The 19,126-nt window shown below is 71.2% G+C and carries 21 protein-coding genes; 8 read left to right on the top strand and 13 right to left on the bottom strand.

The features are described from left to right. Positions 1 to 170 precede the first annotated feature (170 nt). Both ACWD5F_RS41470 and ACWD5F_RS41465 read right to left on the bottom strand, forming a co-directional pair. Complete coding sequence (locus ACWD5F_RS41470) at positions 171 to 686, bottom strand: flavin reductase family protein (RefSeq protein WP_451261373.1); 516 nt, start codon at positions 684 to 686, stop codon at positions 171 to 173. Between the two features lie 209 nt (positions 687 to 895). Beyond that, positions 896 to 1,309: a TlpA family protein disulfide reductase gene (locus ACWD5F_RS41465; protein WP_450354828.1), complete on the bottom strand. Its 414-nt coding sequence runs from the start codon at positions 1,307 to 1,309 to the stop codon at positions 896 to 898. Between the two features lie 75 nt (positions 1,310 to 1,384). Between ACWD5F_RS41465 and ACWD5F_RS41460 the strand changes: the two genes are divergently transcribed. Then, entirely contained in the window at positions 1,385 to 1,801 is a 417-nt protein-coding gene (locus ACWD5F_RS41460) for a DUF4395 domain-containing protein (protein WP_451261372.1), read from the top strand. A gap of 201 nt (positions 1,802 to 2,002) precedes the next feature. Next, entirely contained in the window at positions 2,003 to 2,731 is a 729-nt protein-coding gene (locus ACWD5F_RS41455) for a lysophospholipid acyltransferase family protein (RefSeq protein ID WP_401726244.1), read from the top strand. A gap of 54 nt (positions 2,732 to 2,785) precedes the next feature. Here ACWD5F_RS41455 and ACWD5F_RS41450 read toward each other — a convergent pair whose 3' ends face one another. From ACWD5F_RS41450 to ACWD5F_RS41430, 5 genes are all read right to left on the bottom strand, one after another. Beyond that, positions 2,786 to 3,484: a B3/B4 domain-containing protein gene (locus ACWD5F_RS41450; RefSeq protein WP_451261371.1), complete on the bottom strand. Its 699-nt coding sequence runs from the start codon at positions 3,482 to 3,484 to the stop codon at positions 2,786 to 2,788. Positions 3,485 to 3,492: 8 nt separating this feature from the next. After that, positions 3,493 to 4,065, bottom strand: a complete 573-nt coding sequence (locus tag ACWD5F_RS41445) for a transglutaminase-like domain-containing protein (RefSeq protein ID WP_451261370.1) — start codon at positions 4,063 to 4,065, stop codon at positions 3,493 to 3,495. Positions 4,066 to 4,151: 86 nt separating this feature from the next. Next, positions 4,152 to 5,222: a threonine aldolase family protein gene (locus ACWD5F_RS41440; RefSeq protein ID WP_451261369.1), complete on the bottom strand. Its 1,071-nt coding sequence runs from the start codon at positions 5,220 to 5,222 to the stop codon at positions 4,152 to 4,154. Beyond that, positions 5,219 to 5,965 (bottom strand): SDR family NAD(P)-dependent oxidoreductase, encoded by a 747-nt coding sequence (locus ACWD5F_RS41435; protein ID WP_451261412.1) that lies wholly within the window; start codon positions 5,963 to 5,965, stop codon positions 5,219 to 5,221. Before ACWD5F_RS41435 ends, ACWD5F_RS41440 begins: the two co-directional genes overlap by 4 nt. A 41-nt stretch (positions 5,966 to 6,006) precedes the next feature. Next, positions 6,007 to 7,404 (bottom strand): DUF6421 family protein, encoded by a 1,398-nt coding sequence (locus tag ACWD5F_RS41430; RefSeq protein ID WP_451261368.1) that lies wholly within the window; start codon positions 7,402 to 7,404, stop codon positions 6,007 to 6,009. Positions 7,405 to 7,748: 344 nt separating this feature from the next. Between ACWD5F_RS41430 and ACWD5F_RS41425 the strand changes: the two genes are divergently transcribed. Further along, positions 7,749 to 8,432 carry a glycerophosphodiester phosphodiesterase gene (locus ACWD5F_RS41425; protein ID WP_401726252.1) on the top strand — a complete coding sequence of 228 codons (684 nt, stop codon included), beginning with the start codon at positions 7,749 to 7,751 and terminating at the stop codon, positions 8,430 to 8,432. Positions 8,433 to 8,452: 20 nt separating this feature from the next. Here the strand turns inward: ACWD5F_RS41425 and ACWD5F_RS41420 are convergent, their stop codons facing one another. Continuing rightward, positions 8,453 to 8,992 (bottom strand): GNAT family N-acetyltransferase, encoded by a 540-nt coding sequence (locus ACWD5F_RS41420; protein ID WP_451261367.1) that lies wholly within the window; start codon positions 8,990 to 8,992, stop codon positions 8,453 to 8,455. A 70-nt stretch (positions 8,993 to 9,062) separates the two neighbouring features. Here ACWD5F_RS41420 and ACWD5F_RS41415 point away from each other — a divergent pair, with 70 nt between their 5' ends. Continuing rightward, positions 9,063 to 9,455, top strand: a complete 393-nt coding sequence (locus ACWD5F_RS41415; RefSeq protein ID WP_451261366.1) for a VOC family protein — start codon at positions 9,063 to 9,065, stop codon at positions 9,453 to 9,455. Positions 9,456 to 9,457: 2 nt separating this feature from the next. On the opposite strand, the gene ACWD5F_RS41410 is transcribed toward ACWD5F_RS41415, so the two are convergent. From ACWD5F_RS41410 to ACWD5F_RS41395, 4 genes are all read right to left on the bottom strand, one after another. Further along, entirely contained in the window at positions 9,458 to 10,372 is a 915-nt protein-coding gene (locus tag ACWD5F_RS41410; protein WP_451261365.1) for an N-acetyltransferase family protein, read from the bottom strand. Between the two features lie 63 nt (positions 10,373 to 10,435). Further along, entirely contained in the window at positions 10,436 to 12,997 is a 2,562-nt protein-coding gene (locus tag ACWD5F_RS41405) for a cellulosome protein (RefSeq protein ID WP_451261364.1), read from the bottom strand. A 139-nt stretch (positions 12,998 to 13,136) separates the two neighbouring features. Next, on the bottom strand, positions 13,137 to 13,679 hold the full coding sequence (locus ACWD5F_RS41400; protein WP_451261363.1) for a MarR family winged helix-turn-helix transcriptional regulator: 543 nt from the start codon (positions 13,677 to 13,679) through the stop codon (positions 13,137 to 13,139). Positions 13,680 to 13,706: 27 nt separating this feature from the next. Then, a complete protein-coding gene (locus ACWD5F_RS41395; protein WP_451261362.1) occupies positions 13,707 to 15,365 on the bottom strand; it encodes an FUSC family protein in 1,659 nt (552 codons plus the stop codon). Positions 15,366 to 15,512: 147 nt separating this feature from the next. Between ACWD5F_RS41395 and ACWD5F_RS41390 the strand changes: the two genes are divergently transcribed. The 4 genes from ACWD5F_RS41390 (at position 15,513) to ACWD5F_RS41375 (ending at position 18,598) form a co-directional block, all read left to right on the top strand. After that, on the top strand, positions 15,513 to 16,055 hold the full coding sequence (locus ACWD5F_RS41390; RefSeq protein WP_451261361.1) for a DUF5134 domain-containing protein: 543 nt from the start codon (positions 15,513 to 15,515) through the stop codon (positions 16,053 to 16,055). Between the two features lie 95 nt (positions 16,056 to 16,150). After that, positions 16,151 to 17,086 carry a M56 family metallopeptidase gene (locus ACWD5F_RS41385; protein WP_451261360.1) on the top strand — a complete coding sequence of 312 codons (936 nt, stop codon included), beginning with the start codon at positions 16,151 to 16,153 and terminating at the stop codon, positions 17,084 to 17,086. Between the two features lie 93 nt (positions 17,087 to 17,179). After that, positions 17,180 to 17,899, top strand: coding sequence for a phosphatase PAP2 family protein (locus ACWD5F_RS41380; RefSeq protein ID WP_451261359.1), 720 nt, complete (start codon positions 17,180 to 17,182; stop codon positions 17,897 to 17,899). 9 nt (positions 17,900 to 17,908) lie between these two features. Continuing rightward, on the top strand, positions 17,909 to 18,598 hold the full coding sequence (locus ACWD5F_RS41375; RefSeq protein WP_451261358.1) for an HAD family hydrolase: 690 nt from the start codon (positions 17,909 to 17,911) through the stop codon (positions 18,596 to 18,598). Positions 18,599 to 18,655: 57 nt separating this feature from the next. Here the strand turns inward: ACWD5F_RS41375 and ACWD5F_RS41370 are convergent, their stop codons facing one another. After that, the gene (locus ACWD5F_RS41370; protein WP_124000994.1) at positions 18,656 to 18,904 is read right to left on the bottom strand and encodes a DUF2630 family protein; all 249 of its coding nucleotides are present in this window, start codon (positions 18,902 to 18,904) and stop codon (positions 18,656 to 18,658) included. Positions 18,905 to 19,126 lie beyond the last annotated feature (222 nt).

Genomic DNA, 19,126 nt, shown 5'->3' with positions numbered 1-19,126 from the left:
GATCCCGGTCGGGGCGGGCTGCGCTCCGAACGAAATATTACTCGCCAGTACACCCAGTTCCTGCCCGCTAAGCAAGCGCTTTGAACTGTGACCTGTGCAACGCAGCGTAATCGGAACTCGACGGCTTCGCAGAACAGCGGCGGAACGACGGCCGAGCGACAGCGTGGACCTCAGTCCCGCAGACCGCTGAAGCGCCCTTGGTGGTAGAGGAGCGGACGGCCGGGACCGGCGGGATCCCCGAGCACGACCTCGGCCAGGACGACCCGGTGGTCCCCCGCGGGCACGCGCGCGTGCACCCGGCACACCATCCAGGCGAGGACGTCGTCCAGGACGGGAACTCCTTCGGGACCCTCGCGCCAGGCAGTGGGTGCGCCGAAGCGGTCGGCGCCGCTTCTGGCGAACGTGGCGGCCAACTCCTGCTGGTGCTCCCCGAGTATGTGGACGCCGATGTGCTCGGTGGCCGATATCGCCGGCCAGCTGGAGGCGCCGGTGCTGATGCCGAAGGAGAGGAGCGGGGGCTCGGCGGACACGGAGGAGAGGGAGGTGGCGGTGAAGCCGACCGGGCCGGTCTCACCCCCGGCGGTGATCACGGCGACGCCCGCCGCGTGCCGGCGGAAGACGGAACGCAGCAGGTCGGGAGAGGCGAGTTGAGGGGCACGGGCGCCGAGGTCGGGCGTGGCCGTCATGGAGTTGTTCCTTCTGGGAAGAGGGGCGAGCGGGTCCGTGGCTGCTCAGCAGCCCGGACAACGCGCACTCGCGGTGCGGGCGAGGTCCACATGGACCCGCTCGAAGAGAAGGAGTTCCGAAGGCATACGGTCAGGCTGACGATAGGTGGTGCGCACAGTCAAGTACGTTCCGGCATATGGGAGATGCCTCACCGTCCGCGACACAGTCGTCAAACCGCCTCCCCCAGCGCCGCGATGACGTCGGCCTTGCGCGGCTGACCGGTGGCACGCCGCACGACCCGGCCGTCGGCGTCCAGGACCAGGACGGTCGGGGTCTTGAGGATGTCCAATTCTCGGACGAGGTCCAGGTGCTCCTCGGCGTCGATCTCGACGTGGGTCACGCCCGGGACCAGTCCGGCGACCTCGCCGAGGACCCGTCGGGTCGCGCGGCAGGGCGCGCAGAAGGCGCTGGAGAACTGGACGAGCGTGGCGCGCTCGCCGAGTTCCGCGCCCAACTCGCCCGCGCCGAGCCGCTTTCCGTCGTCGCGCCCGCGCACCCGTACCCTCCCGCTCCGCCGCCGGTGCAGCACTCCGTAGGCGCTCGCCATCGCGAGCACCGCCACGCACACCACGAGTCCAGTCATCTCAGGTCCAAGCATTCACGAGACTGCAAAGATTCCCGTCGGCCGAAATCGTTCCCCGTGCGGAATGCTTGATTCATGGACATCGATGTGCGGGGCCCCCGCTTCGGAGCGGCCCTGACGACCGTGGTGCTGGCGGTCGTACTGATCACCGGGAACGTCTGGCTGCTCGCCTGGCAGACGCTCGCGTTCGCGCTGGGTGCGGCGGGCGGAGTGGGACGGTCGCCGTACGGCTGGCTGTTCCGCGCGGCCGTACGTCCCCGGATCGGGCCGCCGACCGAGTTCGAGCCGCCGGAGCCGCCGCGGTTCGCGCAGGCGGTCGGACTGGCCTTCGCGGTCGTCGGACTCGTCGGTTTCACGGTGGGTCCCGAGTGGCTCGGACTGGCGGCGACGGGGGCCGCGCTCGCGGCCGCTTTCCTCAACAGCGCGTTCGGGTACTGCCTGGGGTGCGAGATGTACCTGGTCCTGCGCCGCGCGACCGCCCGCGCGGAGTGATCGGGAAGTAAAGGGCACTTAAAAGCCCGAGGTGGATCACTGGGCGCCGACGTGACGAGGATCTCGCCGTTCACAGGCACTTGGGGTGGCTCCCCAGCCGTTCTTCGGGCACGATCTGCGAGATGCCGTAAACCTACGGCCGCGTAGCTTTCCCGCCGGGAGCTCCCTTCCCTGGCCGAGAAGGAAGGGCCCACTCCGTCCATGGCAGAGCTTGTCTACCGTCCCGTCGTTGGTTTCGCCCAGGCCTTGTTCAAGGCGTGGGACCTGAAGATCGACTGCCAGGGTTCGGAGAACATCCCGCGCTCGGGCGGCGCCGTGCTGGTGAGCAACCACATCAGCTACCTGGACTTCGTCTTCGACGGCTTGGCGGCCCTCCCGCAGAAACGTCTTGTTCGCTTCATGGCGAAGGAGTCGGTCTTCCGGCACAAGATCTCCGGCCCGCTGATGCGCGGCATGAAGCACATCCCGGTGGACCGCAAGCAGGGTGAGACGGCCTACGCGCACGCGCTGGAGTCGTTGAAGTCCGGCGAGGTCATCGGGGTCTTCCCGGAGGCCACGATCTCGCCGTCGTTCACGCTCAAGAGCTTCAAGTCGGGTGCCGCGCGCATGGCGCAGGAAGCCGGCGTACCGCTGATCCCGATGGCGGTCTGGGGCACGCAGCGCCTGTGGACCAAGGGGCAGCCGCGCAACTTCAAGCGCAGCCACATCCCGATCACGATCCGCGTGGGCGAGGCGATCGAGGCCTCCCGCGACAAGTACGCGGGCGCCATCACCCGCCAACTGCGCGAGCGCGTCCAGGAACTCCTGGAGGCCGCCCAGCGCGCCTACCCCGTCCGCCCGAAGGACGCCAACGACACCTGGTGGATGCCGGCCCACCTGGGCGGCACGGCTCCTACGCCGGAAGAGGTGAAGGCGGCCGAGGCCCGCTGACGTAGGACCGTCGGTCCCACTTCTGTCGGCCCGCCTCCGCCGATCGGCCCGATTTCAGGCGCCGCACGCCGGACGCACGTCGATCCGCGCCCCTGGGCTGAACTTCCCCAACAGTTCGGCCAGTTCGGCACCGGCCGACTCAACTTCCTTGACCGGCATGGGGGCCAGGCTCTCCAGCAGGAAGAGCGCCGAGACCGTGTTCTCGGTGAGGCGGGTGCGGGGGCCCTGGCGCCAGTTCCAGCGGCGGCAGGTCACGCCCTTCTCGTCGCGCCACACCACCTCGCCCGCGTCCGGGTGCTCGACGGTCTCCTCGCCCCCGGCCACGGTCACGAAGTCCTCGTCGCCGGTGGCCCGTACGAGGTGCATGCCGCCCTGGATCCGGTCGAGGTCCTCGCCGCCGACGGGGATCAGGTGGGCGACGCTGATGGCGTTGTAGAGGTCGACGAGCACGTTGATCCGGGGCAGGCCGGCCTCCGAGAGGGCCCGCTTGGCCAGCGCCTCCGCCGAGTTGCGGGTGCGTGAGGGCTTCGAGCCGAACGCCGTGTAGACCTCGCGCCAGGCGGCCATGTGCGGGTCCTCGTGCGGGGCGCGGCCGTCCAGGCGGGCGGCGAGGCGGCGGGCCGCGTCGTCGAGGAGGGCCGAACTCTCCTCGGTGCTGGGGCCGTTGACGAGTCCGTGGGCCTCGATCGCGACATGGGTGAAGCCGGGGGCGATGGCGCGGACGTCGGGGGACACGGTCAGCGAGAGGGTCATGGCTTGCCTCAGAGTGCGGTCGGGAGCGTCTTCCACAGGTGGGGCCGGTCGGGTGCGGCCTTGAGGGCGTTCAGCACGACCGGATGTGGTTCAGCGTACAGTACCGGATAGTCCAGCTCATTGAACTCGGGGTCGGGTGCGAAGGCCAGCCGTTCACCGTCGAGGGAGAACTGCGCGTCGACGCCCGGTTTGTTGCCCCGAGGGTCCTGCCGGTGCCAGGCGCCGTTGAAGCGGACGGCGACCAGACCGTGGACCACGTCGAACTTCTGGTAGCACAACGCCGTCGGGATGTCCTCGGCCCGCAGCAGCGCGGTCAGGGCGTGCGCCTTGGCGTAGCAGATGCCGGTGCCCTGCTCCAGGACGTCGGAGGCGCGCCAGGTGACGCGCGGGTCGCCGGAGTCCTGCGAGTGCGGAATGGTGTCGCGCACGAACTCGAACGCGAGCCGTGCATAGGCATACGAGTCCGCCGCATCTCGGGCCAGGCGTGCGGCCGTCTCCCGTACCAGCGGGTGCTCATGATCGATGGCCTCGTCAGCGGCCAGGTACGCGGACAGGTCGGGCGTGTTCTGGATCAGCTCCATGCCTGCAGAGCATAGAAATGCGATCACCCGAACGTCAATGACTTTTCAGGCGACCGCATATCTATTCATCGAGATCCTCGGTACGGCTACCGGGCCATCTCCTCCTTGAGCGCCGCCAGGAACGCGTCCACGTCGTCCTCCGTCGTGTCGAACGCGCACATCCAGCGCACGACCCCCGCCGCCTCGTCCCAGAAGTAGAACCGGAACCGCTGCTGGAGCCGCTCGCTCACGTCGTGCGGGAGCTGGGCGAAGACGCCGTTGGCCTGCACCGGGTAGAGGATCTCCACGCCGTGCACCGAGCGGACGCCCTCGGCGAGGCGCTGGGCCATCTCGTTGGCGTGGCGGGCGTTGCGCAGCCAGAGGTCCTTGGCGAGCAGCGCCTCCAACTGCACTGAGACGAAGCGCATCTTGGAGGCGAGCTGCATGGACAGCTTGCGCAGGTGCTTCATGTGGCTGACGGCGTCCTGGTTGATGACGACGACCGCCTCGCCGAAGATCGCGCCGTTCTTCGTCCCGCCGAGCGAGAGGATGTCGACGCCGACCGCGTTGGTGAACGTCCGCATCGGGACGTCCAGGGAGGCCGCCGCGTTGGCTATCCGCGAGCCGTCCAGGTGCACCTTCATGCCGTGCGCGTGGGCGTGGTCGCAGATGGCGCGGATCTCGTCCGGCGTGTAGAGCGTGCCGAGTTCGGTGCTCTGGGTGATCGAGACGACCTGCGGCATCGCCCGGTGCTCGTCGTCCCAGCCGTACGCCTGCCGGTCGATGAGTTCGGGAGTGAGCTTGCCGTCCGGTGTGGCCACCGTCAGCAGCTTCAGCCCGCCCATGCGCTCGGGGGCGCCGCCCTCGTCGACGTTGATGTGCGCGCTCTCGGCGCAGATCACCGCGCCCCAGCGGTCGGTGACCGCCTGGAGCGCGACGACGTTGGCACCGGTGCCGTTGAAGACCGGGAAGGCCTCGGCCGTGGCACCGAAGTGGCTGCGGATGATGCCCTGGAGGTTGTCCGTGTAGTCGTCCTCGCCGTACGCGACCTGGTGGCCGCCGTTGGCCAGGGCCAGGGCGGCCAGCACCTCCGGGTGGGCGCCGGCGTAGTTGTCGCTGGCGAAGCCGCGGAGCTCCGGGTCGTGACGGCGACGGGCGTCGGTCCGGGGAGGGTTCACGGCTGCTCGGTCAGCCACAGGCGCTTTCCGTTCACTTCGGCGGCGGGCTCGCGCCAGACGCCGACGATGGCGTCGGCCAGGTCCTTGACGTCCGTGAAGCCCGCGAACTTCGCGTTGGGCCGCTCGGCGCGCATCGCCTCGTGCACCAACGCCTTGACCACCAGGATCGCAGCCGCGGAGTCCAGCCCGTCGGTGCCCCCCGCCTTGCGGAAGGCGTCGGCGAGCGCGAGCGTCCAGGCCTCGGCGGCGGCCTTGGCGGCGGCGTACGAGGCGTTGCCCGCGGTCGGGTTGGTCGCGCCGGCGGCGCTGATCAGCACGTACCGGCCGCGGTCGCTGCGCTGGAGGCCCTCGTAGAAGGCCAGCGAGGTGTGCTGGACCGTGCGGATCAGCAGCAGTTCGAGGAAGTCCCAGTCGTCGAGGCTGGTCTTGGTGAAGGTCTCGCTGCCGCGCCAGCCGCCGACGAGGTGGACCAGGCCGTCGACCCGCCCGAACTCCTTCTCGATGTGGTCGGCCCAGTCGCGGGTGGACTCCAGGCTCAGCAGGTCGACCGGCTCGCCGGTGACGGTGGCGCCGCCCGAGGCGTAGCGGGCCGCGTCCACGGCCTCCGCGAGCCGCTCCGGGTCGTTGTCCGCGCCGACGACGGTCGCGCCGGCCTCGGCCAGGCGCAGCAGTGCCGCCCTGCCCGCGGGTCCGCCCGCGCCTGCCACCGCGATCACCGCACCGCTGAGAGCGCCGTTCCCCATGTTCTTCGCCTCCTGAGCAGTGGTCCTGGTGGTGCGGTCGCTCACGCGGCGATCCGCTCGGCGCTCTCCGCCGTGATGCCCTTGGTCTCGGCGATCACGTTCTTCAGCTTCTTGGAGAGGGCCTCATAGAACATGCTCAGGGGAAACTCGTCCGGAAGCACGTCATCCACGAGTTTCCGCGGCGGCAGGCTCAGGTCCAGGGCGTCGGGGCCCTTGGCCCAGCGGGAGCCCGGGTGCGGGGCGAGATAGGTCGCGACCAGCTCGTAGGCCTTGAACCAGTGGACGAGCTTGGGGCGGTCGATGCCGGCGCGGTAGAGGTCCTCGATCTCGGCGCACAGCTGGTTGGTGACCTCGGGGGCGCGCTGCCAGTCGATGTGCAGCTTGTTGTCGGTCCAGCGGACGACGTCGTGCTTGTGCAGGTAGGCGAAGAGGAGCTGGCCGCCGAGGCCGTCGTAGTTGCGCACGCGCTCGCCGGTGACGGGGAAGCGGAACATGCGGTCGAAGAGGACGGCGTACTGCACGTCACGGGCCTGCGGGACGCCGTCGGCCGACAGCTTGACGGCCTCCTTGAAGGCGGTGAGGTCACAGCGCAGCTCTTCGAGGCCGTACATCCAGAACGGCTGGCGTTGCTTGATCATGAACGGGTCGAAGGGCAGGTCCCCGTGGCTGTGGGTGCGGTCGTGGACCATGTCCCACAGGACGAAGGCCTCCTCGCAGCGCTTCTGGTCGTGGACCATCGCGGCGACGTCGGCGGGCAGTTCGACGCCCAGGATGTCGACGGCGGCCGCGGTGACCCGGCGGAAGCGGGCGGCCTCGCGGTCGCAGAAGATGCCGCCCCAGGAGAACCGTTCCGGCGCCTGGCGCACGGCGATCGTCTCCGGGAAGAGGACGGCGGAGTTGGTGTCGTAGCCGGCCGTGAAGTCCTCGAAGGTGATGCCGCAGAACAGCGGGTTGTCGTAGCGGGTCGCCTCCAGCTCGGCCAGCCAGTCCGGCCAGACCATGCGCAGCACGACCGCTTCCAGGTTGCGGTCCGGGTTGCCGTTCTGCGTGTACATCGGGAAGACGACCAGGTGCTGGAGGCCGTCCGCGCGGTTGGCGGCGGGCTGGAAGGCCAGCAGCGAGTCGAGGAAGTCGGGCACCTGGAAGCCGCCGTCGGCCCAGCGGCGCAGGTCGGCGGCGAGAGCCTCGTGGTAGGCGCGGTCGTGCGGAAGCAACGGGGACAGCTCGTCCACCGCGGACACGACACGTCGTACGACGTCCTCCGCGTCCGCGCGGTCCGGCGCGCCCTCGGCCTCGAAGTCGATCGACCCGTCCTTGGACTGCCATGGCCGGATCCGTTCCACGGCATCCTTGAGCACCGGCCACGCCGGGTGCTCGACCACCCTGGTCGCGGGAGCGATCCGCTCTCCCTCAGCCGACCGCACAAGAATTTCCGTCATGTCCCACCCTCCACAGGAGAACCTCGCGTATGGAAACCGTATACATACGAGCTTCCTTCCAGCAAGGGGGATCTTGGGAGATTATCCTGCCGCGCCTGTTCGTAACGAAACTTTTTCCCGCCGGAAGCCTCGCAGGCCACCAAAGGAACATCGCGCCGCTACCCGGGGAGCCGGGTGCCGAAACCGGCCATCGGTCGATCCGCGCCTCAAGCCGTCACCCCGATCCCCTGTGTACGCACGGGTACATCGCGGGGCGTGGCCATTAGGCTGCGGATCTGCCCGCGCGGCCGTCCGCTCCGGTCCGCGCGGGCTTCGAGCCGCCGTCGACGGAAGCGAGTTGAACCTTGAACTTCCTTACCATCGGTCACCGCGGGATCATGGGTGTGGAACCCGAGAACACCCTTCGTTCCTTCGTCGCCGCCCAACAGGGCGGTCTCGACGTCATCGAACTCGACCTGCACCTGAGCAAGGACGGCGCCCTCGTCGTCATGCACGACACCGATGTCGACCGCACGACCGACGGCACCGGTCCGATCGCCGAGAAGACCCTTGCCGAGCTGCGCACCCTCGACGCGGGCCGCGGCGAGCGCGTACCGGTCTTCGAGGAAGTCCTGGACGCCGTGAAGGCGCCGCTGCAAGCCGAGATCAAGGACGTGGCGGCGGCGCGGGCGCTGGCCGAGGTGCTGCTGGCGCGGGATCTGGCCGGCCGCGTCGAGGTGTCCTCGTTCCACGACGAGGCCGTCGCCGAGATCGGGCGGCTGGTGCCGGGTGTACGCACGGCCCTGATCGGCAGCCGCTTCGGCCCCGACATCGTCACCCGGGCCGTCGACGCGGGAGCGACGACCCTCTGCCTCAACATCCGCCGGGTCACCCTGGAGGTCGTCGAGGAGGCCCGCAAGGCGGACCTGAGGATCATCGGCTGGGTGGTGAACACGCAGGATCACCTGCGGCTGGTGCGCGCCCTGGAGCTGGACGGCGCGACCACCGACTACCCCGAGATCAAGCGCACCGGCCGCTTCACCGCATGAACGTCCTCACCGCATGAACGTCACGCCAACTCCTTGACCAGCAGCTCGAACTGAAGATCCGCACGCTGCGGCACACCGAAGCGCTCGTCGCCGTACGGGAACGGCGTCATCCGTCCCGTACGGCGGTAGCCGCGCCGCTCGTACCAGGCGATCAGGTCGTTGCGTACGGAGATCACGGTCATGTGCATCTCCGTGACACCCCACATCTCGCGCGCCACGCGCTCCGCCTCGGCGATGATCACCTTGCCGAGACCGCCGCCCTGCTGTTTCGGGCTGACCGCGAACATCCCGAAGTAGGCATGGTCACCGCGGTGTTCGAGCTGGCAGCACGCGACGATCACGCCGTCGCGCTCGACCGCGAGCAACCGGCCGTCGGGCTTCTCGATGACGGCTAGCACGCCCTCCGGGTCGGTGCGCCGCCCCTCCAGGATGTCCGCCTCGGTGGTCCACCCGGCCCGGCTCTCGTCGCCTCGGTATGCCGACTCGATCAGCGCGACCAACGCGTCGACGTCGTCGTCCGTGGCATCACGGAAGGTCAGTCCGGTGGCGGCGGTGTCCATGGGGGCGGCTCCGATCAATGGCGTGGCACGAGCAAGGCCGAGCCTAACTCCGCCGCTAGGGTCAGGGTGCATGGTGCATGTACTGAGCAGCAGAATCCTCCTCCGCCCCACCGACCCCGAGCGCACCCGGGTCTTCTACGGCGATCAGCTGGGCCTGGCCGTCTACCGCGAGTTCGGCACGGGCCCCGAGCGCGGCACCGTCTACTTCCTCGGCGGCGGCTTCCTGGAGGTCTCGGGCCGCTCCGAGACCCCGCCCTCCCCCGCCGTGCGGCTCTGGCTCCAGATCGCGGACGCCGCGGCGGCGCACGAGGAGCTGCGGGCCAAGGGGGTCGCCGTTGTACGGCCGCCGGTGAAGGAGCCCTGGGGGCTGATCGAGATGTGGATCGAGGACCCGGACGGGACACCGATCGTGCTGGTGGAGGTACCGGCCGACCACCCGATCCGTTCCCGCCCCGGGATCTGACCTCACCCGGGCCTGTGCTCCCAGCGCCGGTCGGTACGGGTGAGCTCCCGGAATCCGGCGGTACGCAGCCGGTCGAGCGCCGCCCGGTCGGTGGCCGCCTCATAGGCGAGAAGACGGTCCACACCGCTCAGCCGGAGCCAGTCGGCGGCCTCGCCCAGCAGTCGGTGCTCCAGACCCGTGCCCTGCGCGCCCGGTACGACGTACAGATTGCCGATGTCGGCGAGACCCGCCACGCGCGCATGCCGCTCGGGGCGGGCGAGGACCGTGTCGACCTCGACGAAACCGAGCGCGCGGTCGTCGGCGCAGGCCGTGATGCGGGTGCCGCACTCCCCCAGGGTGCGCTCGTACGTCGTCCCGGGCTCGGGCGCGGACGCCGGCAGGTCGGCCACGTGGGCGATCAGGACGACCTCCGTGTCGCCGACGTGCCGGAAGCCCGCCCGCTCGTATACGGCCCTGATGTGCGGCCAGTTGCGCGGCAGCCCGTAGACGGCGGGCGCGGGCACGGAACCGTCGGCGTACCGAACGCGCACACCCCACCTGGCCAGTTGGGCCAGACACGCGGTCATCAGCTGGTCGGCGGCCCGCTCCGCGTCCGGACGGAAGGAGGCCGGCGGATGGCAGACGAACCAGTCGATCTCGCCGGCGTCCCGGTAGGTCTCGCCGACCTCGTCGTCGGCGCGGTAGCGCAACAGGTGCGCGGCGCCCACGACATGGCGCCGCGACTCGACGACGAGCGTCACCCGCTCGCTCACCCACGGATCGGTGATGAACTCGCCTGGCTGCCGTTCCAGTCCGCTGAGCACGGTGTTCACCGAGACGGAGACACCGGGCAGGACGGCGGAGACATGGGCGTTGACCAGATCGGTGAGCTGGTCGCGGTCGGCGCGGTGGAACGGGCGCACGGTGGGCGCGGGCATGCGGGACCTCCGGGGCGTGGTGCTGGACTGGAGGCCGCCATGCGATGCGGTACGGGAGCGAGGCTACGCCGGTCGGGCGAGCGGTGTCACCGTGACCTGGTCGATGACCGGGGCGTGGGCCGAGCGTTGGCCGTACGGGTTGGTCGATCGGCCGTCGAAGTCCGGGAGTTCGTCGGCGGTGAAGGTGACGGTGTTGGTTCCTTCGTCGAGAGTGACGGGGACGGAGAGGTGCCGGAAGTCGTTGAAGTGGAAGGTGGTGGGGAACAGGGCGCGGTGCGCGGCCACCCCGTTGACGGCGATGTCGGCGTGGCGGCAGATCGGGTCCGGGTTGTAGTGGGTCGCGGGGCCCTGTTCGCCGTTGGAGTACCGGATCGTGAGGGCGTGCCGACCGGCGCGCGCGGCCGTCACGGTCAGTGTGAGCGCGTTGCCCGGTCCCGCGCCGATGCCGTCGACCGCCTTGCCGCCGGTCGCGCGGGAGTGTGCGGCCGTCTTCGCAGTGCCGGTGAGGACGCCCTCCTCGGCCGCGTACACAGAGGTGGGCAGCAGCCCGCGCGAGGGGCCGACCCGGAGCCGGTCGACGACCAGGTTCTCCGAACTCCCGGTGACCGTCACCTTGTTGATCCCTCCGGCCAGGAAGAGCGGGACCGAGCCGCGCTCCACCGACCCCAACTCCTCGCCGTTGACCGCGAGCAGGCCCTCGCCGGGGCCGAGCAGGTCGACGGTCACGGTCGCCTCGCCGTCGTCGGCCGCGTGCACCCAGAAGGTGGCGGTGCCGCCGCGCGGGAGTACGGCGGTGCCGGGGCCCGAAGCGCCGAGGTGGCAGTAGTCGATGCGGGCGCCCGCGCCGAGCGCCGCGTACTCGGCGTCGTACGCCTCCGAGTCCTGGTCCTCGCGCAGGATCAGGTCGAGTTTGTCGATGAAGGCATCGCCCTCGGTCGTGCCGAGTTCGGGGTCCCGGGCCGCGAGCGTGATGCGGTGCGGGCCTGCCGTGAGGTCGACCTGAGTGTCCGTGTGGCCCCAGACCGCCCACTTGTAGCCGAGGGGCAGCAGCAGCTCGCGCGGCCGTTCGCCGTCCACGCGCAGGAAGACGTTGGTGGGCCCGTGCTCCCGGACCAGGTCGGCCAGGTTGTGGGAGTTGGCGAAGACGCGCACCTCGTACGTGCCGTCCCGCGGGACCTCGACGTCGAAGCTCAGCACGCCGTCGGAGCCGGTGCGCAGGCCGCCCACGTGGAAGCCGCCCGACGTGGCGAACTTGTCGACGTCGGACGGGGATCCTTCGGGACCGTTCCTGGAGTAGCCGGAGCCCGTGTACGTCGCGTCCTCGGCCTCGTACGTCCGCCGCCAGACCAGTGAGGGCGGCAGCGGCTCGGCTCCGTTGCCGCCGGGTGCCAGGATCAGTTGGTAGGCGGACATCGCGTCGAGGTCGGTCAGAGACAGGGCCACCGTGCCGTCCACGACGGGCAGTTCACCGTCCAGCAGGTGCAACGGCCCTTCGGAGGCGCCGACTTGACCGCTCCAGGGGATCTCCAGCAGCCGCGCGTGGACCGTCGCCCCGAAGACGTCGGCGTCGACCCCCTCGACGACCAGGTCGGCCGCGCCCGCCGCGCCGCCGAAGACCACCCTGGACTGCCGCTTCTCCCGGTCGAGTACGGCGACGCCCTGGAGCGTGTACTGCACGTTGGGATGCGGCGCGGTCACGCGCACGGTGTTCCCGGTGAACTGCCCGTAGGCGTTGAACAGCCACCACTGGCCGTTGCCCTTGTTCGCCTCGACGGCAGAGTCGTTGAGGTTGCCGGCGATGTTCCAGTACGCCATGTCGGCGTCGACCTTGGACTCCTCGACGGCGGCGATCCACTGGATCATCTGCCCGGGGACGGACAAGTGGTAGTTGTGCGCGTACTCGTTGAGGTTGACCGGCAGCGGGCCGATGCCCAACTCCCGTTCCAGCTCGCGGTACTTGGCGACGTTCGTGCGGACCTCGTCCGGCGAGGACAGCTCGTGCCAGGTCATCACGTCGGGGAGCACGCCCTGTTCCTTGGCGAACTCCAGGAAGCCGCGTATCTCGGGATACAGCTCACAGGTGTTGGGTCCCGCGATGCGCGCCTCGGGGTCCAGGCCCTTGATGAGGTGGTGGATCTGCTGCCAGGCGGCGAAGTAGGGGCCCGGCTCGGTCCGCCAGGAGACCTGGTCGTAGCTCCACTCCTCCGTGCCGAACATGTTGCCCTCGGGCTCGTTGAACGGGACGTACACGACATGGGACTTGAGCGCGCCCAGCGTCAGCACCTGTTCGACCTGACGGCGGACGCTCGCCAGGTAGGTGGCGAGCCGTTCCGCGCCGGTGGCGCCCGGCCATTCGTAGGGGAAGCCGCGGTGGATGTCGGGAAAGTAGATGTAGACGTCCCGGCCGCCCGCCGCGACGAAGGACGGCAGGATCTCCAGGGCGTCGGCGCCGGGGTGCTGGACGCCGTCCTGGGCCTTGGTGGTGACCGTGCGGACGTACATGCCCTCGATGACGGCGCGGCTCGGCACTCCGTCGCCGTACAGCCCGTAGAGCGTGCCACTGGCGCCGCCGTGGAAGGGGCCCGTCTCCGTGCCCAGGTCGACGGTGAGCCGGTCCACTGCCACGGCACCCCTCCTTTGTTCGACATCTCGTACGCCAGTCGATTTTCCGAACCGGCCTGGTCGAAGGTAGGGACAGCGCGTCGATCACGTCAACGGTGGGGCGACCCGCGGAAGCCTCGAAAGCCAGGTCCGCCGGGGGCGCTCAGACCCGCAGCGCGCCCAGGGTGCCCTCGAGCCGGCTCAGCAACTCGCCCAGCAGTCCGGCGAGTTCGCTCTGACCCTGGGGGTCGAGGACGGAGAGTACGGCGGTCTCGTACGCGAGCTGCTCGGGCATGATCTCGTCGACGAGTTCACGGCCCGCGTCGGTGAGGCGGAGGTGGGCGACGCGCCGGTCCCGGCTGTCGCCGCGGCGCTCGACCAGGCCGCGCTCGGTCAGCTGCTTGAGGCGTTTGGTGACGGCGGCGCCCGAGGAGAAGGTCTCGCGGGCCAGTTCGCCGGGGGTCAGCTCGTGGCCGGTGCGGCGCAGCGCGCCGAGCAGGTCGAACTCGGGGCGGCTGAGGCCCGCCCGGCGCAGCGGTGCGTCCTCGGCCTGCTGGAGGAGGGCGGCGCAGCGGTTGACCCGGCCGATGATCTCCATGGGCCCGGTGTCGAGGCCGGGACGGACGGTCTGCCACTGCCGGACGACCGCGGAGACGGTGTCGCCGCCCTGCGGGCGAGGGTCCGTCTCCCGGTTGGTTGCCGTCATGGTCGTACGTCCTCCGCACTCGTGCTCCTACGCGCGTCCAGGTGCCGTCCCCGGGCGCCGTGCCGTCTCGGCGAGGGTACGGTGTCCGGCCTGTTCGGCGCGCACGACCCGCTCCTGGGGCAGGGCGCGCTGCCACCACTCGCCGGACGCGGCGTCGAAGGTGGCGCGCAGGTCGACCAGTGCGGCGGCGAGGCCGCGACGGGCGGATGCCACGGCCGCGGGGGCCGGGCTCGGCGTCGCGAGAAGGCGGGCGGTGCGTTCGCGGGCGCCCTCCACTGCGGACAGCGCCGTTTCGACCCGGTCGCCCGCGCGCCGGTTGGTCACCGCGACGGCGGCGGCGAAGCCGACCAGCGCGCCGACGAGCGTGTCGACGACCCGCTCGGTGATCAGCCGCCCGGGCTCCTGGAATCCGGCGAACTCGACGACGAGCAGCGCCATCGGGGTCACGCAGACGCTGCCGAGCCAGTAGTTGCGGCTCATCAGCGCCTCGGCGCCGAAGTTGAAGGCCAGGCAGCACAGGACGAGGGCGGCCGGGGCGAGGTGCGCGAGCGGCACGACGGCGGCGAAGACGAGGACACCGGCGAGATTGCCCACGACCCGCTGGACACCGCGCGTCCAGGTGAGGGCGATGTTGGCCTGATAGAGGGAGGCTGCGGTCACCAGCGCCCAGTAGGGGCGGCCGACGCCGAGGGCCAGGGAGACGTAACCGGCCAGGGCGCAGCCGAGTGCGGTGCGCATGGCGAGCGGGGCGAGGGGGCCGAGGCGGTGCCACAACGGGCGGGCGGGGACGGCGAGTTCGACTTCGGCGCCGAGGAGTTCGTCGGCGGCTTCGGGGGTCTCGACCGCGGGTACGGGTCCGCTGCCGCACAGGTCGCGTGCCCAGGTGCGCAGCCGCTGCGGGTCGGTGTCGGCGGGCGCGGCGAGGGCGATCTCGGCGCGGACGAGGAGGCGTTCGAGGGCGCGCCGGGTGCGGGCGGAGCGGGGGCCGGTGGCGAGGAGGGACTGCCATGCGGCCTGGACGGCGGCGGCCGCTGCGGCTCGGGGGCGGTCGTGGCCTTCGCCCGTGGCACCGGTGGCGTGGGCGTCGACGTACGCGGCGGCCGCGTCGAGCGCCTGTGCCGTGGCCCGGCGTTCCGGTCCGTGCGGGCGCAGCAGGACCGGTGCCATGCCGACGAGCCAGGCCCAGGCACCGGCCGCGGCGGCCAGGGCCAGGTGACCGGGGACCTGGCCGAGGGTCTGCGGGGCGAAGAGGGCGGCCGAGGTGATGAAGGTGAAGATCACATGGGCGGGCGGGCCGATGCGGGTCGCGTCGCACACCGCCTTCTGCGCGGCGGCCAGCAGGGCGCCGACGGCGACCAGCACGACGGCGCTGCCGGCGAGGGAGGCCGTGGTGAGGGCGACGGCGAGGCCCGCGACCATGCCGAGCACGACCCAGGCCAGGGCGCGGGCCCGGGCGGCGTAGGGGCGGTTGTGGGCGTACAGGGCGCAGAGCGAGCCGGCCATCGTGTACATCGCCAGATCGAGCCGGCCGAGCACCAGCAGGGTCAGGTTGGGCGGGGCCGTCGAGACGACAACGCTCAGCGCGGGCTTGAACCAGATGTCCGAGGGACGGCCCATGCGCAGCACACCGACCAGCGGGAGACGGCGGACGCGGGGGGTGACGGGGGCGGGGGTCGCACTGCTCATGGAAATTACTTTAGCAGGTGTTTTACTCGTAAACGATAATTGTCGCGCTCCGTCGAATGCTCCCCGTGTACACCCTTGCGCTCGCGTGCGCGCCGCGTGTCGTGGGCATCGACGGACTGTCCGACACCGTCGAGCGGGGAGGTGCGCGTGCACGGACCGGCTTCGCCCGGCTGGCTGCTGGTCGCGCTGTGCGCGGCGACCGGGGCCTACTGTCTGCTGCGGATGCGCAGCAGGGTCGAGGAGCAGCGCAGGGCCGCAGGCGGCGAGGCGCTGATGGGCTTCGGGATGGCCGCGATGGCCGTACCGGCGGCGGTGTTCAGCCCGCCGTCCTGGGCCTGGCCCGGTTACGCCGCCCTGTTCGGCGCCGCCGCGTTGCGCGCGCTGTGGGCGGCGCGTACGAGTCCGCACCATCTGCATCATCTGGTGGGCGTCTCGGCCATGGTCTACATGGCGGTCGTGATGGCCGTCTCCCCCGGACACCACGCCGAGCACGGCGTCTCGTCCGGAGTCCCTCTGGTGACCGGGGTGTTGCTCCTCTACTTCACGGGGTACGTCCTGCTCTCCGGCGTCCGTCTGATACCCGTGACCGCCGGTGGCGGCAGCGTCGGCTGGGGCGACCGGCCGGAGTTGGCGCGGGCGTGCCGGCTGTCGATGGGGATCGGGATGGTGGCGATGCTGCTCACCCTCTGACGCGCGGTACCTCAAGGGACACGGAACCGTTGCCTGCGTCACTTCGGCGTACGGAACCGTGTGCCGAGCGGCCCCCCGCTCATAGGGTGATCGTCATGATGGTCCCCGCAGCACTGTTGCTGCTCGGCGCTCTCGCCGCCGTGGTCGCCCCGAGGCTGCTCGCCCGGGCCGACTGGCCGGACCGTGAACCCGTGGTCGCCCTGTGGGCGTGGCAGTGCGTGGTGGCGGCCGTCCTGCTCTGCTGCGCGCTGTCGATGACGCTCAGCGCGGCGGCGGCCTGGCAGGCCGTGCGCGGCCATGTGTTCGCCGGCGCGCCGCGGGGTGTGATGGAGGCGTACGCACCGGGGGCCACGGGTCCCTGGGCCGCGGCGACCGCGGTCACGCTGGCGTGTGCCGGGGCGTGGAGCGGGGCGATGCTGGTCCGCGAGGTCGTACGGGCGCGGGCGCGCCGTCGGCGACACCGGGCCGAACTCCTCGTGCGGGCACCGCTGTTGCCGGGCGAGGAGCCGATGCGGGGTCGGCTGGTGGTGCTGGAGGCCGAGCGCGCGGACGCGTGGTGGTTGCCGGGCACGACACCGGGGCTCGTCGTGACCACCGAGGCGCTGCGTCGGCTCAAGGGGCGGCAGTTGGACGCCGTCCTCGCGCACGAGCGGTGGCACGAACTGGCCCGGCACGACTGGCTGTTGCACTGTTCGGGGGCGCTGGCGGGCGGGTTCCCGCAGGTGCCGGTGTTCGCCGCGTTCCGCGACGAGATGCACCGCCTGGTCGAACTCTCCGCCGACGACATGGCCTCCCGCCGCCACGGCCGCCTCACGACCGCGCTCGCCCTCGTCGAACTCAACGAGGACCGGGGCGTGTTCGGCCCCTCCCCCACCCCGCAGACCCACGTCCCGCACCGCGTCAACCGACTCCTCGCCCCGCCCGACCGCCTCACCGCGGCCCGCCGCCTGGGCCTGACGGCGACGGCGGCGCTGGTGCCTGTGGTGCCGGTACTGGTGGCGTTCGTACCGGGGCTGCGGGCGCTCGGATAGCCACGACAGCAGACACAGGGACACCGCCGGGAGCAAACACCGGGGCAGCCCCGGCATTGGCCTCCCGCCCCGCTCATCGGCGAGGATCGCTGTATGCACACCCTGCCCGTCGACTCTCCGCCCCGGCACAGCACCGCCGTCCGCAGCGCCACCGCCCTGGCCCTGTGCTCCGCGCTGCTGCTGGTCCTGGTCGCGGTCGAGTGGCACCCCCTGACCGGCCTCGACGACGACATCGCCCGCACGACCCACGGCTGGGCGGTCGACGAACGGGGCGTGACCCATGCCTTCCGCATCCTCACGGACTGGGTCTGGGACCCCTGGACGATGCGCGTCGCGTGCGCGGCGGTCGTGGTGTGGCTGGTGTGGCGCCGCTCGGCCTGGTGGACGGCTCTCTGGCTGACGGCCACCTGCGCGCTGGGCACCGTCCTGCAGCAGTCCCTCAAGGCCGCCGTCGACCGTCCGCGCCCCGTCTGGCCCGACCCCGTCGACTCGGCCCACTACGCGGCCTACCCGTCGGGCCACGCCATGACCGCCGCGATCACCTGCGGCCTCCTCCTGTGGCTCCTGCACCGCCACGGCCCCGGCCGCACCCTGTGGCGTACGGCCCTGGCGACGGCCGTGCTCTCCGTCCTCGGCGTCGGCCTGACCCGGATCTGGCTCGGCGTGCACTGGCCGTCGGACGTGCTGGGCGGGTGGTTGCTGGGGGCGATGGTGGTGGCGGTCGCGGTGGGGGTGCATGAGCGGTGGGGGCCGTCGCGGTCCGACCGGTTCCACGGCGATGATCCTTCCGCGCGCCGGAATCCCGCCCCGTAAGATCCACTCATGACCGCAGTCCTCTTCGACTTCTCCGGCACCCTCTTCCGCATCGAACCCACCGACGCCTGGCTGCGTGCCGTCCTGGACGAGGCCGGGATCCCGCTCCCGGAAGCGGAGTTGGCGCAGGCCGCGAAGGCGCTGGAGGTGGCGGGGGCACAGCCCGGCGGTGCGCTGCCGGAACGACTGCCCGCGGAACTGCGCGAGTTGTGGCGGATCCGGGACGAGAGCGCCGAGCTGCACCGGACCGCGTACACCGCCGCTGCCCGCCAAGTGCCGCTCCCCGCCCCCGGGTTGTACGACGCGCTGTACGAGCGGCACATGGTGCCGGCCGCCTGGTCGCCGTATCCCGACGCCGCCGAGGTGCTGCGCGCGCTGCGGGAGCGTGACATCGCCGTCGGTGTGGTCAGCAACATCGGGTGGGATCTGCGCCCGGTGTTCCGGGCGCACGGCCTCGACCAGTACGTGGGCGCGTACGTCCTGTCGTACGAGCACGGCATCCAGAAGCCGGACACCCGGCTGTTCGCCCTCGCCTGCGACGAGCTCGGCGTCGCTCCCGAGGACACACTCATGGTCGGCGACAGCCCGGAGGCCGACGGGGGTGCGGCGGCGCTGGGCTGCCGGGTGCACCTGGTGGAGCACCTGCCGGTGGAGCGGCGGCCGGACGGGCTGCGTCCGGTGCTGGGGCTGGTGGGCTGAGCCCGGCGCGGCCGGGCACGGTCACGGACCGTGCGGGACCCGACCGCGACCGCACGGTCAGCCCTGGTAACCCTCCACCTGCGAGGCCGGGCGCGCGCTCGCCTCGTCCGGGTTCTCGCCGTATTCCGTCTTCGCGCGCCGCTGCCGCAGCAGGTCCCAGCAGCGGTCGAGCTCGCGCTCCAGCTCGCCCAGCCGCTGGTGTTCCGTCGTGTCGTCGATCTCGCCGGACGCCAGCGCGGCGCGGAGCTTGTGCTCGTCCTCGACCATCGCCGTGATCCTGGCCAGGATCTGCTGGTCCTGTTCCATTTCCCGCACTCCTCAGCTCGGCACTCGTGCCCACTCTAGGGACGGATCCGCAGCCCTGCGACAGAAGTTCCGCAGGTCGCCGCGGGTCCCGGAAGTCGCCTCAGGACACCATCGGAGCGAAGAGGCCGCCCGCCTGAGACGATCCCCCGCGTCGCCCCAGACGGACGGCAGCCCTGACCAGGCCCTATGGGGGGCGCCGGACGGGACGTGCTGAGTATAGTT

Source organism: Streptomyces sp. NPDC002499 (assembly GCF_053595415.1).
Note: the sequence above shows the minus strand (reverse complement) of the source record. Positions and strands in the feature narration are given on the sequence as shown.